The sequence below is a fragment of the Alkalimonas sp. NCh-2 genome, assembly GCF_039631345.1.
GTDB classification, from domain to species: domain Bacteria; phylum Pseudomonadota; class Gammaproteobacteria; order Enterobacterales; family Alteromonadaceae; genus Alkalimonas; species Alkalimonas mucilaginosa.
In genome coordinates this window covers 434,661-451,740 of the sequence record NZ_JBDIUV010000001.1, presented here as the reverse complement: position 1 = coordinate 451,740, position 17,080 = coordinate 434,661, and the positions used below count along the sequence as shown (strand labels likewise).

General features: G+C 48.3%; 10 protein-coding genes. 7 read left to right on the top strand and 3 right to left on the bottom strand.

Annotated elements, in window-relative coordinates:
- Window positions 1-2,043, bottom strand: a complete 2,043-nt coding sequence (dinG, locus tag ABC502_RS02140; RefSeq protein WP_345914747.1) for an ATP-dependent DNA helicase DinG — start codon at window positions 2,041-2,043, stop codon at window positions 1-3.
- Window positions 2,044-2,498: 455 nt separating this feature from the next.
- On the opposite strand from dinG, the gene ABC502_RS02135 reads away from it, so the two are divergent.
- Entirely contained in the window at window positions 2,499-5,354 is a 2,856-nt protein-coding gene (locus tag ABC502_RS02135; protein ID WP_345914746.1) for a TonB-dependent receptor, read from the top strand.
- 230 nt (window positions 5,355-5,584) lie between these two features.
- Window positions 5,585-7,354, top strand: coding sequence for a tetratricopeptide repeat protein (locus ABC502_RS02130; RefSeq protein WP_345914745.1), 1,770 nt, complete (start codon window positions 5,585-5,587; stop codon window positions 7,352-7,354).
- Between the two features lie 98 nt (window positions 7,355-7,452).
- On the opposite strand, the gene ABC502_RS02125 is transcribed toward ABC502_RS02130, so the two are convergent.
- Window positions 7,453-10,317 (bottom strand): TonB-dependent receptor, encoded by a 2,865-nt coding sequence (locus ABC502_RS02125; RefSeq protein ID WP_330087904.1) that lies wholly within the window; start codon window positions 10,315-10,317, stop codon window positions 7,453-7,455.
- A 241-nt stretch (window positions 10,318-10,558) separates the two neighbouring features.
- On the bottom strand, window positions 10,559-10,921 hold the full coding sequence (locus tag ABC502_RS02120) for a TraR/DksA C4-type zinc finger protein (protein ID WP_330087903.1): 363 nt from the start codon (window positions 10,919-10,921) through the stop codon (window positions 10,559-10,561).
- Window positions 10,922-11,329: 408 nt separating this feature from the next.
- Between ABC502_RS02120 and apt the strand changes: the two genes are divergently transcribed.
- The 5 genes from apt (at window position 11,330) to htpG (ending at window position 17,053) form a co-directional block, all read left to right on the top strand.
- The gene (apt, locus tag ABC502_RS02115) at window positions 11,330-11,878 is read left to right on the top strand and encodes an adenine phosphoribosyltransferase (RefSeq protein ID WP_330087901.1); all 549 of its coding nucleotides are present in this window, start codon (window positions 11,330-11,332) and stop codon (window positions 11,876-11,878) included.
- A gap of 24 nt (window positions 11,879-11,902) precedes the next feature.
- Complete coding sequence (dnaX, locus tag ABC502_RS02110; protein ID WP_345914744.1) at window positions 11,903-13,990, top strand: DNA polymerase III subunit gamma/tau; 2,088 nt, start codon at window positions 11,903-11,905, stop codon at window positions 13,988-13,990.
- Between the two features lie 55 nt (window positions 13,991-14,045).
- On the top strand, window positions 14,046-14,372 hold the full coding sequence (locus ABC502_RS02105) for a YbaB/EbfC family nucleoid-associated protein (RefSeq protein WP_330087899.1): 327 nt from the start codon (window positions 14,046-14,048) through the stop codon (window positions 14,370-14,372).
- A 14-nt stretch (window positions 14,373-14,386) separates the two neighbouring features.
- Window positions 14,387-14,989, top strand: coding sequence for a recombination mediator RecR (gene recR, locus ABC502_RS02100; RefSeq protein ID WP_330087898.1), 603 nt, complete (start codon window positions 14,387-14,389; stop codon window positions 14,987-14,989).
- Between the two features lie 141 nt (window positions 14,990-15,130).
- The gene (gene htpG / locus ABC502_RS02095) at window positions 15,131-17,053 is read left to right on the top strand and encodes a molecular chaperone HtpG (RefSeq protein ID WP_345914743.1); all 1,923 of its coding nucleotides are present in this window, start codon (window positions 15,131-15,133) and stop codon (window positions 17,051-17,053) included.
- The last annotated feature ends 27 nt before the right edge of the window (window positions 17,054-17,080 follow it).

Below are 17,080 nucleotides of genomic sequence, written 5' to 3'. Positions count from 1 at the left end.
TTAATAGTGAATGTTGCGTTTAAATGGCGGCAGCGCATCGAGCATTGCTTTACCATAGGTCTTGGTTACCAGGCGGCGGTCCAGAATAACAATCTGGCCGCTGTCTTGCTCCTGACGAAGTAGTCTACCACAAGCCTGCACCAGTTTCTTTGCCGTTGCAGGTACCGTCAATTGCAAAAATGGATTGCCCCCTTGTTTACTGATGGCTTCACTCATGGCTTCCTCCAGCGGCGAGGTTGGCACCGCAAAAGGCAGCTTGGTGATCACCAGATTGGTGAGCAAGTCACCCGGTAAATTGAGCCCTTCAGCAAAGCTCTGAGTACCAAACAAGATGCTGGTTTTTTGCTGCTGTACCTGCTGCGCATGTTGCTCCAGCAATTTTTGCCTGGCGACTTCTCCTTGCACCAGTATGTTGTAGCCTTGCTGTCGCAACACTGTTGCTACCTGATTCATTTGCCAGTAGGAGGCAAAGAGCACCAAACTGGCCTGGCCTTTGGGCAAATAATCCGGTAACACCTGGCATAGCTCATCCGTAAAGCCATTAGCCGTTGGCTCATGCTGCATTTTAGGCAGTAGAATACTGCCTTGCTCTGCATAGGCAAAAGGTGAACTTACCTGCAGCGTACGCACAGCTTCCATTTGGTCCAGCCCCAGTTCACGCAGCGGATAGCTAAATGAATTCAGTGCCGTTAGGGTAGCCGAGCAAAGGATGCATGCAAAAGCTGGTCGGAACAACAGACGTTCCAGTTGTGCCTGCACCCGCAATGGGCTGGCGCAGCCAAGCAGTTGATGCTGTTGTTCTGTTTGTTCCACCCAGCGGGCCTGATACACTCCAGACTGCTGTGACTCGGACCAGAGCCGCCACAGCGCTTGTTGCTGGCTAAACTTTTGATCGAAAAATGACAATTCCTGCAGGGTACTGCTAATCGAACGGGCGGGCAGTTGCTGCTCCAAAATGGCATCCCGTACTTTTTGGTGCAGTTGCTCCAGTTGATTGACCACCTGCTGGCTTGATTTTGCCAGCGACTCGGCCTGCTGGCTTAACAGCAGGGGCAAGGCGGCGTCAACAAAGCGGAACTGTGAGTTGTCCTTGAACCAGCTTGTGGTAAAAGCAGGAAGTTGCTGCTTGACTGGCTGGTAATCGCGGCGATAGTCATCTATCAGCTCCTGCAACTTAATGGCAGTTTTGAGTGCTGATTCGGGCAAATTACTTTGCATGCGCTGGCTAAATTTCAAAGCTTTCTCCAGCCATACCTCTTGTTGCAACAAAGGCGCGCTGGCAGACAAAAAACTGCGGGCGCTATCGACCAGATGATGGCCTTCATCAATCACATAAATACAGTCTTCTGGAGTTGGCAACTGCGCTGAGCCGGCTTCTAAATCGGCCAATAAAAACGCCTGATTGGTTACCAGTACCTGGCTGTCACTGATTTCAGCCCGGGCCAGGTGAAAAGGGCAATGCTGATGATGGCGGCTGCCGCGATGGCAATGGTAGGGATCGGCCTGAATGTGCTGCCAGAGCTCATCTGGTACAGCAAAAGGCAAACTGTCAATGTCGCCAAGCCAGCGCCTTTCTTGCCAGGCTGTGAGCAGTTTACTGGCTAAAGCCTGCTGCTGATTGCTTGAATCCGGGAATAGTTCAGGTTGTTGCAGCATTTCTTGCAAACGTTCAATGCAGGCATAACGCTGTCGTCCTTTCACCAAACAAAACTCAAAATCAAGGCCAGCGTGTTGTTGAAAGAATGGCAAGTCTTTTTGCACCAGTTGCTCTTGCAGTGCCACCGTGGCGGTGGCTATGACTAAGGTTTTAGTGTGTGACAACGCGTAGGGAATACAGGCCAGTAAGTAAGCCAATGATTTGCCTGTTCCAGTGCCCGCCTCTACCAGAGCAATGCGATGGTGACGATGGTAGCTACCGGCTATGGTATGGGCGATTTCGGCTATCAGCTGGTTTTGGCCAGGCCGCACACGGTAATTGGATAATGAAGCACGAATTTGCTGCTGAATAGAGCGTATTTGTTGTTGTAGATCGCGTGAAAGCATGTGATGGCTGGATAAAAATACAGTTTTTCGATTTTAACGCATATGTCTTATGTGCACTATGGTATTTTTGGCTAAGTTCAATCTGTATTCTAAAAAATAGTCTTATACAGCTGCGCTGCATGTACATAATTGTTTACGAGTGAGCTTGGTAATAACTCGGTGTGTGCCTTATTTGTTTTCTTTATGTTTTGCTTTGTTACTGTTTTGGGTTTTATTGGCAGGCGGTATGGCCTCAAAGCCAGCTATAGCAAGTCAAAACGCTTTTTTTAAGTGGCTTGAGTTCATTTCGTGGCGAAAGTTCCGTAAAAGGAGTTGACCCTGCTGAAAAATTACGTTTATCATCAATGAGCCTTAGATCGGGTTGTTCCGATTTTTGCGGAGTGCCAGACGCCGATTAAAGATCTGGTCAATGTGAAAAATAGAATCACTACTCATAGTGGTCCAGGGAGAAATACATGTATACAAATAACAAATTAAGCAAGGCTGTGCGCTTAGCTATTGCTTTTGGTGCGGCTTCTGTGTTTGCCGGAAGTGCCATCGCACAGCAAGATCAGCTTGCTGAAGAGGCTTCTGCAAATGTAGAGCGTATCAATGTAACTGGTTCTCGTATTCGCTCTACTGATATCGAGACTTCGCAACCTGTATTCACAATTAGCCGTTTAGACATTGCAAATCAAGGTTTCACCTCTGTCATTGATATCCTGCAAAACATGTCTACAGCTGGCTCACCGCCTATCAGCCGTGCTCAGCCGTTGAGCGCAGGTGAAGCTGCAGGTGGTAACTATGCCAACTTGCGGAACTTAGGTACAAACCGTACCCTGGTTTTGGTGAACGGCAAACGTCTTGGTATTACTACCAATGGCCTGCAGGATCTTTCTGCCATCCCTATGTCAATGGTTGAGCGGGTGGATGTTTTGAAAGACGGTGCCTCAACGCTGTATGGCTCTGATGCAATGGCCGGTGTTATCAACATTATTACCCGTAAAGATTTTGAAGGCTTAGAGCTTTCGTTTTATGGCGGTGAATATGACGAGGGCGACGGTGCTAAAAAGAATGTCAGCATGGTCACTGGTATTGCAACCAATCGTGGCTCAATCATTCTTGGTGCAGAGTGGCGTGATGAGAAGCAGGTTTGGGCAAAAGACCGTCCATTCTCGTCGCAAGGTTTCCCTGGTTATGATATAAACAATAACCTTACCCTGGTTGGTGCTTATGGCCGCTTCCGTTATGACGATAAGTGGTGGATCGCATCACGGCCAGGTGAGGCGGCATCTTTCCCAGATGATTTTGAAGAGCAAACCTTTGCCAACGGTGCCAGTAACCCTAACGACCAAATGCATCTTGCTGGTCCTTTGAGTGCGCGTTCAATCTATATCAGCACCAATTACAACATCAAAGACGATATCCGTTTTACCAGCGATCTTGGCTACAGTGAGCGTCGTGCCACGCGTCAGATTGCAGGCTACCCACTGCAGTCTACTTCAAGCTTTGGTAACGTCAGTGGCTGGTTCCTGGATGCTGACAGCTATTTTAATCCTGTTGGCGAGGATGTACGTTTTGATCGTCGTGGCTGGGAAGTGCCACGGGTTAGCACCAGTGATCAGAACACCCTGCGCTTTACTGCTGCGCTAGAAGGTTCCTTCGATATTGGTCATCGTTATTTTGACTGGGATATCGGTGGTGTATACTCTCAGAGTAAAATTCTGCAAACTGGCTTTGGCGACTACCAGATCCCGAATGTTGTAGCTGCGACAGGCCCATCATTCTTGAATGCACAGGGTATTGTGCAATGTGGTACTGCCGATGACCCAATTCCTGCATCGCAATGTGTGCCTTGGAACCCATTAGCCGGTCATGGCGCTGGAACTGTAGCCAATTCACTGGATGATCCAGCTGTACGAGATTTCTTATTCCCTACAACGCATGCACGCGGTGAAACAACCACCAAAATTTATTTTGCTAACATCAGTGGTGTATTGCACACTTTACCTGCGGGCGATTTGACATTTGCCGTCGGTGGTGAGTACCGCAAAGAGGATGGCTTATTTGTGCCAGATGCGATGGCGCAAGCTGGTATGACCTCTACCCTGGCTGCTGGTGCCACTGGTGGTGAGTATGATTTAAAAGAGTTTTATGCAGAGTTAAATGTTCCAATTCTTGCTGATATGGATGGAGCCAAAGAGCTAAGCGTTAGCCTGGCAACCCGTTACTCTGATTACAGCACTTTTGGTGATACCACCAATAGCAAAGTTGGTATCAAGTGGCGCCCGGTAGATTCTTTGCTGGTTCGTGCCACCTGGTCGGAAGGCTTCCGCGCTCCAACCATCAGTAACTTGTATGGCGGCGGCTCGCAGTCTTTTGTAACTGGTTTTATCGATCCTTGTGATTCTGTGTATGGTGTTGCACGCGGCAGTAATCGCTGTTTGCAGGATGTACCAGCAGACTTCCGTCAGTTACAGCAAGGTTTTGTTCCTACAGAAGGCCCGTCTGCACAGACTCCGGTACCATTTAACAGTGGTTCTAACCCGTTGCTGCAGCCTGAGACTTCAAAAACTAAGACCGTTGGGATTGTATACAGCCCAGAGTTCCTTGAAAACCTGAATGTCATCGTAGATTGGTGGAGCATTACCATTGAAGATACAATGGTTACTGATAGTGCAAACCAAATTTTGGACGATTGTTATGTCGGTTTGGAAGAAGCTCGTTGTGCCATGTTCAAGCGCGATCCTAGCACCTTTATCGTCACTGATCTGACCTTTGGTCTGCGTAACGCAGGTTTTACCAAAACAGACGGTTATGATGTGGGTTTGAATTATCGCCACGAGACTTCATTTGGTGTATTTAGCACCAAGTGGAATACAACCTATGTTAACAAATACTTGAGCAAATCAACGAATGACCCAGAAGCCAGACTGACACCATCTGTAGGTTATGGCTCTACTTTCCGGGTTCGTTCAACGCTAGGCATCAACTGGAGCCTGGGTGATTTCAGCGCAAACTGGAACGTACGTTATTTCTCTTCCATGAAAGAGCGTTGTACCTTTACAGCGGATAGATGTAATATCCCTGATTTCAGCGCTGATTGGACCAACAATACGGTAACTCCTTACCATAAAAATGGTTCAACCACGTTCCATGATATTCAGTTCAGCTACAATGTGCCTTGGGATGGTCGTATCTCTGTAGGTGCGAACAACGTGTTTGAGAAGCAAGGGCCTATTATGTTCTCACGGCCAAACTCTAACTACTCGTATTACGGTGGTTTTGATATTGGTCGCTTCTGGTACGTGCGTTACGAGCAACGTTTCTAACACAAGCTTTGACAGTGTTTGAAATGTAAACTTCAAAAACAGCATCATGCTTCATGATGCTGTTTTTTTGCATTCTGTACACGACAAAACTAGTTTACATGTACTGGTAATAAACCCTTGGTTTTGCTTGTTAGCTATCTTATGTTAAATTCAACAAGCCTACTAACTCCAGTTGTTATGAGTAAACGATGCACAACTCAATCTCATCCATGCTGAACAAAGCGCGATACTTGCTGCAGCAAAATGCTGAAGCGGAAGCGGTTAAATTATGCCAGGCGATTTTAAAGCAAGACGCCAGTCATGCCGAGGCTTTGCAGCTTTGTGCACTTGGTTTAAAGCATGCATCACCTGCTAAAGCAGATGTATATTTCCGGAAAAGTCTGCAGTGTTCCCCCAATAATAGCTACTTTCTGGGCAACTACGCCAACTTTCTTGCGGGGACAAACCGTGATGATTTGGCGGAGTCCATGTACAAAAAAGCACTATCATTCGAGCCTCGCAATCATGATACTGCGTTTAACTACGCAGTTCTGCTCGGATCGCAGCACAGGTACAAGCACGCCATTCTCCTTTTAAGCAAACAATTGACCCTGGGTGCTGAACAGGCCAGATTCTATAGCCTGCTTATTACCTACTCTGAAAAAGTCTATCAGTATGAAGATGCGTTGGCTTATTGCATGGCCGGGCTTCGGATAGACAGTTCGAATTATCAGTTGCGTTTGCAGCATGCGCAGTTATTACGAGAGTTAAGTGAACCAAAGGAGGCTCTGGCTTTACTGAAAAATTTAAGGGAGCAGTTTCCAAAGTCTGCAGAGATCCATTACCTGATTGGTTGTATTTATTTTGATCTGCAGCAGTACCATGAAGCGGAAACGGCATTAAATGGCGCTATCAGCCTGGCCCCCGATTTTCTGGATGCACATAAAGCACTGAATAAGCTATTGTGGGAAAATGGTGATGAGCGTAAGTTTTTAGTATCCTTTGCTCAAGCCAGAGCCCAAGTGTCTAATCCTCTCCGGTTATGGCTGGCCGAGGTTGAGCATCTAATCTCCAGTAAGCATCTAGCTGCAGCAGAACAGATCTTGTCTGATTTAGAAAAATCGAATCAGCAGCAGCCAGACATTCTTTATTTTCAAAGCTTAGTATCAACAGCGCAAGGAGCTTATGAGCAAGCTTTAGCTAAACTCAAGTTAGCAAGAAAGAAAAGGCCATCCCATACCCGTTACCTGATTGATGAAGCCGCTATTTATATACGGATGGAGCAGTACAAGCGAGCGTTAAGCTTGCTTGATTTAGCTCAGAAAGCTGCGCCAGATAATCAGGAAATAATTGCTTATCAGGCCTTGTGCTGGCGATTACTTGGGAATGAACAGTATGATTGGTTGTACAATACCGAACAGTTTGTCCGGCCTTTGCAGCTTGAGACTCCTGCTGGCTACGCAACACTAACCGACTTTATGGACGAGCTAAAGCTGCTTATTTCGGGGCTGCACAATGCCAAAAACCAGCCGATTGATCAAAGTGTTCGAAATGGAACTCAAACGGTAGGTCGATTATTTTCATCTCAGCACCCAGTGATAACTCAGTATCAAAACGCATTAAGAAATGCGATTCAATGTTACCTGGATCGTTTGCCTCAAGACAAGCGCCACCCTCTGCTGCGAAGAAATACTGGAAAATTCAACTTTAGTGGTAGCTGGTCTGTACAGCTTTTACGTGATGGTTACCATAGCAATCATATACATCCTGCCGGCTGGTTATCTGTTTGCACTTACCTTGAGGTGCCGCCGGCAATCTGCCGTGAGGACCCAGCAAAATCTGGTTGGCTTAAATTTGGAGAGTCTTGTTTAGCTCTGGGCGATAAAGAGTCCATTATCAAGACAGTCTGCCCTGAGCAGGGAATGAGCATTATATTTCCAAGCTATTACTGGCATGGCACAAACCCGCTTTGCGCAGATAAGCCAAGGATAACGCTACCATGTGATATTGCACCCATATGATGTTGGTCGCAGACTGTTTTATCTGTTGGCTTGGTTGAAAGAAATAAAAAAAGCAGTGAGTTACCTCACTGCTTTTCGCTTAGTGACTGATTAAATCATTAAAAGCGCAACGTGATGCTCGCATGCAGATAACGACCCAATGTATCGTAGTAACCCGCAACAGTGTTTGCATTCTGTGCAAGTGTAGCACCTACCATTGGTGGCTCTTTATCAAAGATATTATTCATACCGATGAGTAAAGCTGCATAATCAGTTAATTCAAAGGTTGCATTTACATCAAAGTAGCTTTGTGAGGCAATGCCGCTACCAATGATCTGATCAACGGAGCCCACATAGTCAACGCCCCCGAAGTAACGCCATTTTGCCTGTGCAGTCCAGAAATCACCTGTGCTGTATGACAAGGTCATTGTATGACGCCATTTTGGCTGAGGGAAACATGCCGTGCTGATTTTACCTGAACAGTCATAGATGGCTGAATCAAGGCCTGGCAGTGGCTCATACTCTTTCTTGAGACTATAGCTACCAATCAACTTAGCGGTAAAGGTACCACCCAACAAATCTGTTTGGTAGTTAGAGCTAACATCAATACCACGCCAATGACGGCTTGCTAAATTGATGTCTGGGGCAATCACATAGCCTGCGTCTCCACGCCAAAGGCCGCCAGTATTGTCCCGAACAATGTTATCACAGAAGGCTGCAATGCCTGTCAGGGCACACTGTGTTATTTGCAACTCAGGATTCACTGAGCCAATCACTTCGTCGATAACAATATCAAAGTAGTCAATGCTGAAGTTAAAGCCCTCAATCGGATTGGCTACTATACCAAAGGTATAGGTATCGGCGATCTCAGGTTTCAGGTTGACGTTGCCACCAAACAAACCATTGTATTGCGATGCAGGGCTTTCTGTGCCAGCGTTCCCATATTGGCTAGCATCCATACCAGTTAATGCACATTGCTCCTGGCTCAGGGTTGGTGAGGTACCTGCACATGGATCAGCACCGCTCCATAGACCAATGCTGGTAGACTCAAACAACTCTGAAACATTTGGCGCTCGTACTGCTCTGTTGTAACTGGCACGAACTTTCCAGTTATCAACAGGTGTCCAATCAATACCCACTTTGTAGGTGCTTTCTCCACCTGAGGTATTGTAGTGCGAATAGCGGGCACCTAAATCCAGAGTTAAATCACGTACTGCAGGCATATCTTCCAGCAATGGGATACTCAACTCACCAAAGATTTCTTTTACATTGTAACTACCTTTCAGGCTGGGGATCGGGCCGCCCTGGCCAGCAAGTTGACCTTGAGCAAATACTTCATCCGAGTTGTTCTCGAAACTAACTTCCCGATTTTCGAAACCAAGAACTGCAGCGATAGGATAAGAGTGGCTTGGCACTGTTACACCTAAGTCGCCTGTCACAAAGCCATTCACAATTGTTTGCGTCGTTATCCCTGCACGAATACCTGTGCCGCCCAATAAAGCTGCCGATTCAGGGGTAACACCGCCCGGCTGGAAAACAAGGTAGTCTGGGATACAGCTGCCAGTACAATTTGAACCTATTGCGCCTAGTGCATCAGCGAATTTCGGCGTGTAGTAGTCGTTCATGTACACTGAGCTGGATGAGGTTGAGCCATACTGCAAGGATATATCATACATCCAGTTGTCGTTCAGAGCACCCTCAGTACCTATCACTAAGCGGTAAGAGCTGTGTTCCAGGATATCTTGCCGAGGTCCACCTTCCGAGTTGCGTTTACCAATTTCAGCCCATACCTGAGTGACATCAGGACCAAACTCCGCTGCTAATTGCTCACGTTGTGCTTCGGTAAAGGCAGGGCTTGTGATGTCAAACGCAAAGCCGCGGAAGAAAGTACCAGACTCCGCAATCTGTGCTGTAGTACGGTTATGCATGTAACTCACTTCAGCGTAAGGACGGAAGCGATCACTTAGCTCATAATTAATGAAAGCTCCTAATGTATAGCGCTCATCTGGCCGCATAAAGTGGTTGATCGGAGCGTAGTTATACAAATTGTCAGCATACGGAGCGAAGCCGTTTGCAGTTTGCATCCAGAATACTTCATGGTCGTAGTCTGGTTCCGGGCCTGCGCCCTCTGTTAACTCGCGATAGGGCGAAATAAAGAAGTTAGGGATTGGCGATGTGGCTGAGCCACCACAGGCAGTACCTGCATTATTAAAGGCACAAGACGAATAGTCTCGGGCACCTTGCCGCAGTTCTTCTACTTTACGCCAGGTTGCATAGACAGTCGCATGACCTCTGCCGCCATCGAAACCGCCACCCATAGTTAAATCAATGTTGTAGGTGCGACCATCGATGCCTGTGCTGCCGGTGGGATACTCAAACCCGGCATTATCCATTAATCCCTGAAGGTATTTGTTCCGGTTTTTATGTTGGTAGCCAGAAGCACCAGCGACAATCTCAATACCCTCGAAATCATCCTTCATAACAAAGTTGACAACGCCAGCAACGGCATCTGCACCATAGGTGGCAGAGCCTCCACCAGTTAGAACTTCAACACGCTCAACTAAAGCAGCTGGTATTTGGTTAATATCGGCAGATTGGGTACTAAGGCCACCAGGCTGCAGCCGGCGGCCATTGACCAGAACCAATGTACGGGTTGCGCCCAGGCCCCGCAAATCAAGTGTCGCTGTACCGCTGGCACCATTCGCAATAAATGCAGTTTGAGCTGCTTCTATTTGCGGCAAGCTATTCATCAAGTCTTCAACACGTGTAAAGCCGGACAGCTTAATTTCTTCGGATGAAGTAATCTGAATTGGACTTGAAGTTTCCATATCAGTACGACGAATACGCGAACCGGTGACTTGAATGCGTTCAACGTCAGCCGACTGCTCTACTTCTACAGCAACAGCTGGAACTGAAACTGCTGTCGCCGTAGCCCCCAAAGCAATAGCCAAGCGCACGGCTTTGCTCAATTTATGTGTATACATGTATTTCTCCCTGGATCATTAATTTATGATTCTATAATTAGGCTTCAACTTGCTTGGAACTAAATAATATCTAGCCCAGCTAAATTCATAGCGCATCTACGCAGGGAGGTCAACAAATTTACATATATTGCGGGGATATACAGACTATATTGTATCTAACTTAGGTAAATTAACATGAAGTATTGTTATTTCAGCATCTCTTATTCCGTGCTGTTTTAAATGTAACAAATTGGTTGAGTGCTTATGATGTAATCTGTGTTTTATGATTGGTGCAGCGAAAACAACGTTGTTCAGCTGGATCTTGCTCCAGTCGCTGTGCATCAATTCTGCTTTCACAATCACTGCAAATGCCATACAAGCCAATTTCCATTTGGCTCAGTGCAGCCTGGACAGCTTCCAGTCGAAGACTTAACGGCTTTAGATCCGGCGTATGCCAATGCAACAAAAGCTCAGGCCAGCGGGGGAGAGGCAGTTGTTGTAGTTTCAGGCTTAGTTGTTGGTAATCGGGGTTCTGCTGATTGTTTAAAAAATGCATGATCTGAGTCTGCAATTGCAGTTGCTCTTCCAGCAGACGGGTACGTAAGTGGTTAAGGCGGATGGACATAGCGCACCTTTATTGAAAGCCATCATATGGCCTGAGTATGATACAGTTGCCGCTGGCATGTTGTGATGTACATCAAAAGATAGTGCTTTGCCCCAACCGGAACTGCTTGCAGGTTATTTCGCTAATCCCTGCTTACCAGCGCAGATTTGCTAGCGGCTTTGCAACGAAAGGGATAGTGCATCTGTCTTTGATCCGCTAGAATAATGCGTTCTTTGCAACGAATTCGATGAGGTATCAAGTGGCAGACGACAATTTCAAAGAAAGCTTTAACTTAAAGCAGTTTGTGGTTTTTTTGTTGGTGTTTGTAGGCTTGCTGCTGCAAGGTCCCATAGTGCGTTGGTTGCAGTTGTTTAGCTAAATCCAATAAGCACTAAGCTGCCTGCTATTTTATAGGACATAAAAAAGACCATGATAAACAAAGCCCTGACGGAGCAACTAAAGCAAGTGATTAAAACGGTTCCGGATTACCCGAAACCAGGCATTTTATTTCGTGATGTGACCAGCCTGATGCAGGATGGTCCGGCTTTTGCCAAAGTAATTGATGCGTTAAAACAACATTTCTCTGAGCATGGCATCAGCAAAGTGGTGGGTACTGAATCACGCGGTTTTATCTTCGGTGCGCCCCTGGCTTATGCTCTGGGTGTTGCCTTTGTACCGGTACGAAAAGCCGGCAAGCTGCCGCGAGAGCGGATCCAGCAAAGCTATCAGCTTGAGTATGGTGAAGATATCCTGGAGTTGCATTTGGATGCAATTCAGCAAGGCGATAAAGTGCTGATGGTGGATGATTTGTTGGCAACTGGTGGCACCATTGAAGCAACCACTCAGTTGATCCGCCGTTTAGGCGGGGAAGTGGCACATGCTGCTTTTGTGATTGCTTTACCTGAGCTTGGTGGTATTGAACGGCTGGAAAAATTAGGCCTCGAAGTACTGTCATTGGTGGACTATGACGGCCATTAACATGGCCGTGAGCAAGGAGAAAGCATGAGTTACCAGGTGCTGGCACGAAAGTGGCGTCCGCAGCAATTCAGTGAATTGCTGGGACAGCAGCATGTCAAGTCAGCCCTGAGCAACGCTCTTACTTCTGAGCGTCTGCATCATGCTTACCTCTTTACCGGTACTCGTGGGGTGGGGAAGACCACCATCGCCCGTATTTTTGCCAAAAGTCTCAATTGTGAACAGGGGGTCAGTGCGACGCCTTGTGGTCAGTGCAGCAGCTGTCAGGAGATTGAAGCGGGCCGTTTTGTGGATTTGCTGGAAATCGATGCAGCATCGCGCACCAAAGTCGAAGATACTCGTGATTTGCTTGACAATGTGCAATATGCGCCTACCCGTGGGCGATTTAAAGTGTACCTCATCGATGAAGTACATATGTTATCTCGGCACAGTTTTAATGCGCTGCTGAAAACGCTGGAAGAGCCGCCCCCGCATGTTAAATTTTTACTGGCGACTACGGATCCGCAGAAACTGCCGGTTACCGTCCTATCGCGTTGCCTGCAATTTAGTCTGAAAGCCTTAACAGAAGCCGAAATTCAGCAGCAGCTAACCATGGTGTTGCAGTCCGAGGAGGTTTCGGCAGAGCAAGAGGCGCTGGTTCTGCTGGCGAAAGCAGCCCGTGGCAGTGTGAGGGATGCACTTAGCCTGACCGATCAAGCCATTGCGCAAACCAATGGCAGCATCACAGCACCTGCAGTGCGTGATATGCTTGGGTTATTGCCGCAGCACTGGGGGCAGCATCTGCTTCAGGCTATACTGCAGCAAGATGTCGCCATGATGCGCCAGCAACTGGATGAGCTGATGCTGCAAAGCAGCCAGCCGGAACAGGTGCTGGATGATATTTTGTCTTTGTTGCATTTCGCCGCAATTAGCCAGTTTCAACCTGATGCCGCCGGCCTGGCCGCTGAGCAAGCCGCTTTTGTGACAGAACTGGCGGCGACGCAGAGTGCTGAAACCTTGCAGCTGTATTACCAATTATTGATCAGTGGTAAGCGTGAACTGCCTTATGCGCCGGATAGCCGTAGTGGCCTGGAAATGGCATTGCTTCGCGCTTTGCTCTTTGTGCCGGCCAGTGCAGATATGCCAACCACAGCTTCGACACCCCGGTCTGGGAGAAATGGCGGCAATCGAATGGGCTCTGCGTCCATGGCAACCACTGCAAAGCCTGCCGCATCGCCCATGCCTGCTCTTTCAGGACCAGCGGAGTTGCCAGTAACAAAGAGCCCGGCCAGTCCCAGTGAAGGGGCAGTACCAGATAGCCTGATAGAGCCAGAACCAGAGCCTTTGGGCGAGGCGGAAACAACTGCCATACATCAGATGGTTGCAGCGACTGAGACAACGGCAGAACAACCAGTCGCAGCGGCGATAACTGAACCGCCGATGGATGCAATCACAGCCAGTATCATGGCCAGACGCGGGGTGCAACTGCCACCATCCGGAAGTGCGCGCGCAGTTGTGGCTTCTCCTGCAGCAAAGCAGAGCGCAAATAGCACCCCGCAGCAGGTGAGCTTGAGTGCAAAGGCGGAGCATCCTGATTTTGTCAGTGCCAGCGAGCAGCCTCGCTCACTGGCCCCTGAACCGGTGCATGCAGCAACGGACGACCATGGGGAAGATGCTGGAAAAAAGCCTGAGCGCCCGCAGGCGCAGCAGTTGCTGAAGCAGGAACTGGATGCGGCAGGTTTTGCCTATCGTTTTGCCCATCAAATTGATGACTGGGCCGGACGAATTGAGCAAGTAAAGGCGAGTGGTTTGTATCGTTTGTATTTGTTGCATTCTGTGCCAGCCCTGCACGGCCAGATGTTGGAGCTAACCGTCGCCAGCTCGGAGCAGCACCTGGAAACGGATGATTTTCGGGCTCGGATAGAGCAATTGGTACTGGCGGCATTTCCGGAAGCAACCGCAGTGCAGATCCGCTATCAACCCGAGGTGGCAAGCTGTCCTCGGGATATTCAGCAGCAGTTGGACCAGGCCCGTTATCGCTATGCGGAGCAGGTGATGCAGCAAGACCCGGTATTGCAGACACTACGTCAGAATTTGGCGGCCGACTTTATTGAAGGCAGCCTGGTGGTTAATTAAATTTATTTTGTGTATGCTGGCGCCCACGAAAGGGCGACAATTAAGGAGACAACGCATGTTTAAAGGTGGTATGGGTAACATGATGAAGCAGGCGCAAGCCATGCAGGAAAAAATGCAAAAAGTGCAGCAGGAAATTGCCAGCATGGAAGTGACTGGTGAGTCTGGTGCCGGTATGGTTAAAGTGACCATGACAGGTTCGCATCAGGTCAAGCGGGTGCATCTGGATGACAGCCTGATGGCGGATGACAAGGAAATGCTGGAAGACTTGGTGGCAGCAGCCATCAATGATGCGGTGCGTCGGGTTGAAGAGACCAACCGGGAAATGATGGCCCAGGTTGCTGGGGGCATGCAGTTGCCGCCAGGTTTTAAAATGCCATTTTAAGCAAAGCAATGAAGATGCCTGCCAGTTCCCCCTTGCTACAGCAGTTGATTGATGCATTAAAAGTGTTGCCTGGTGTTGGGCCAAAAACCGCTCAGCGTATGGCTTTTCAACTGTTGGAGCGCAACCGTGAAGCTGGTAAAAAGCTTGGTAATGCGTTACTGAATGCTATGGAGCACATAGGCCAGTGCCGTTGCTGTCGAACCTTTACCGAAGCTGAGCTTTGTGCTATTTGCAGCGATGATGTCCGAAGTCAGTCGCCTTTGCTTTGTGTGGTTGGCTCCTCTGCCGACTTACAGGCCATTGAGCAAACCGGGCAGTTTGACGGCCGTTACTTTGTGTTGATGGGGCAGTTATCGCCGCTGGATGGTATTGGGCCGGCGGAGCTTGGCCTGAATGTATTAGAACAACAATTGGCACAAGGCGGCATTGCGGAGTTGATTCTGGCCACCAATCCAACGGTGGAAGGGGATGCCACCGCCTATTACATTGCGGAGCTTTGCCATCGGCATCAGGTAACTGTTTCGCGTCTGGCACAAGGTGTGCCCGTCGGTGGTGAGCTGGAGTATTTGGATGGCTCGACCTTATCGCATGCTTTTAGTGGTAGAAAGAGTTTTTAACGCTTGAAATCCTCGCTTCACTTCCCCATATAAATACCACTTCGGCGCTGGCAGGTCCGGCGCCAATGCAGTACATCAGCTTACCGATGATTTCTGCATTCAATCAGTGCTAATGACTAAATGAAAGAGGACTTTGTTGCTATGGCTGAAACTGCTCAAAAGCAAACGCATGGTTTTCAGGCTGAAGTAAAGCAATTGCTTCACCTGATGATTCATTCACTCTACTCCAATAAAGAGATCTTCCTGCGTGAGCTGGTATCCAATGCATCTGATGCGGCGGATAAACTGCGTTTCCTGGCGCTATCTGAACCGGGTTTGTATGGTGACGACGGTGATTTGCGTGTTCGCATCAGCATGGATAAAGACGCAAAAACGCTAACCATCAGCGATAATGGTATCGGCATGACCGAGCAGGAAGTGATGGAGCACCTCGGGACTATTGCTAAATCGGGTACAAAAGAGTTTTTCTCGCAGTTATCGGGTGATCAAAGCAAAGATGCCAACTTGATTGGCCAGTTCGGGGTTGGCTTTTACTCCGCCTTTATTGTTGCCGATAAAGTGACTGTGCGGACCTTAAAGGCCGGTGCCTCTCCGGAGCAAGCCGTGGAGTGGGAGTCTGCTGGTGAGGGTGAGTACAGCCTGGCAGCCTGTAATAAAGCAAGTCGTGGCACCGACATTATTCTGCATCTGCGTGATGGTGAAGATGAATTTTTGGAAAAGTACCGGGTTCAGTCCATCATTACCAAGTACTCGGATCACATCAGCATCCCGGTTGAAATGTGGCAAGATGAGCAGCCTGAACAAAAAGGCGACACCGACGAAGAGACTATCCCGGCGGTACCTGGTCACTGGAAAGCGATTAATAAAGCTACTGCACTTTGGACCCGGGATAAATCGGACATCAGTGACGAAGAGTACCAGGAGTTCTACAAGCACATCTCGCATGACTGGACCGAGCCACTTAGCTGGAGCCATAACAAAGTAGAAGGCAACAGCAACTACACCAGTTTGTTGTATATCCCGAAAAAAGCCCCATTCGATTTGTGGAACCGCGAAGCACGTCATGGTTTAAAGCTGTATGTACAGCGCGTCTTTATTATGGACGATGCCGAAGAGTTTATGCCGAGCTATCTGCGCTTCTTCAAAGGTCTGCTTGATTCCAGCGATTTGCCACTGAACGTTTCACGCGAAATTCTGCAAGATACCAAAGCCACCCAGGCGCTACGCAAAGGCTGCACCAGCCGGGCGCTGAAGATGCTGGAAAAGCTGGCTAAAGACAGCGATCAATACCAGCAATTTTGGACTGAGTTTGGTCAGGTGTTAAAAGAGGGCCCGGCGGAAGACTTTGCCAACAAAGAGAAAATTGCTGCTTTGCTGCGCTTTGCCTCCAGCCATAATGACGATGCGGTGCAGAATGTTTCACTGAGTGATTACATTGGCCGGATGAAAGAAGGCCAGGAGGAAATTTATTTCCTGGTGGCGGATAACTTTGAAGCAGCTAAGCACAGCCCGCATCTGGAAGTGTTCCGCAAGAAAGGCATTGAAGTCCTGCTGCTATCAGATAGGATCGATGAGTGGTTAATGCAACACCTGACCGAGTTTGAGCAGAAGAAATTCCGCTCCATCGCCAAAGGTGGGCTGGACCTCTCCAAACTGGATGATGAAGCCGATAAAGAAGCACAAAAGCAATCGGAAGAAGCTTTTGCCAGCACCGTTGAACGCTTTAAGACGGCGCTTGGTGAGCAGGTCAAAGACGTCAAAGTAAGTCATCGTTTAACCGATAGTCCGGCCTGTGTCGTGACCGATGAGTTTGATATGAGCACTCAGATGATGAAATTGATGGAGTCGGTAGGCCAGAAAGTGCCGGAAGTAAAGCCGATTTTTGAAATCAACCCGGACCATGAGCTGGTGAAACATGTTGCGGATGAGCAGGATGAAAGTCGCTTTAAGGAGTGGGCTGAAGTCTTGTTGGAGCAAGCTTTGCTAGCCGAGCGTGGCAGCCTGAAAAACCCGGCTACCTTTGTTGGACGGCTAAATAAGTTATTGCTGTCGCTGACACGCTAACAACAAAGTAGCGTATCCGGTACAAAC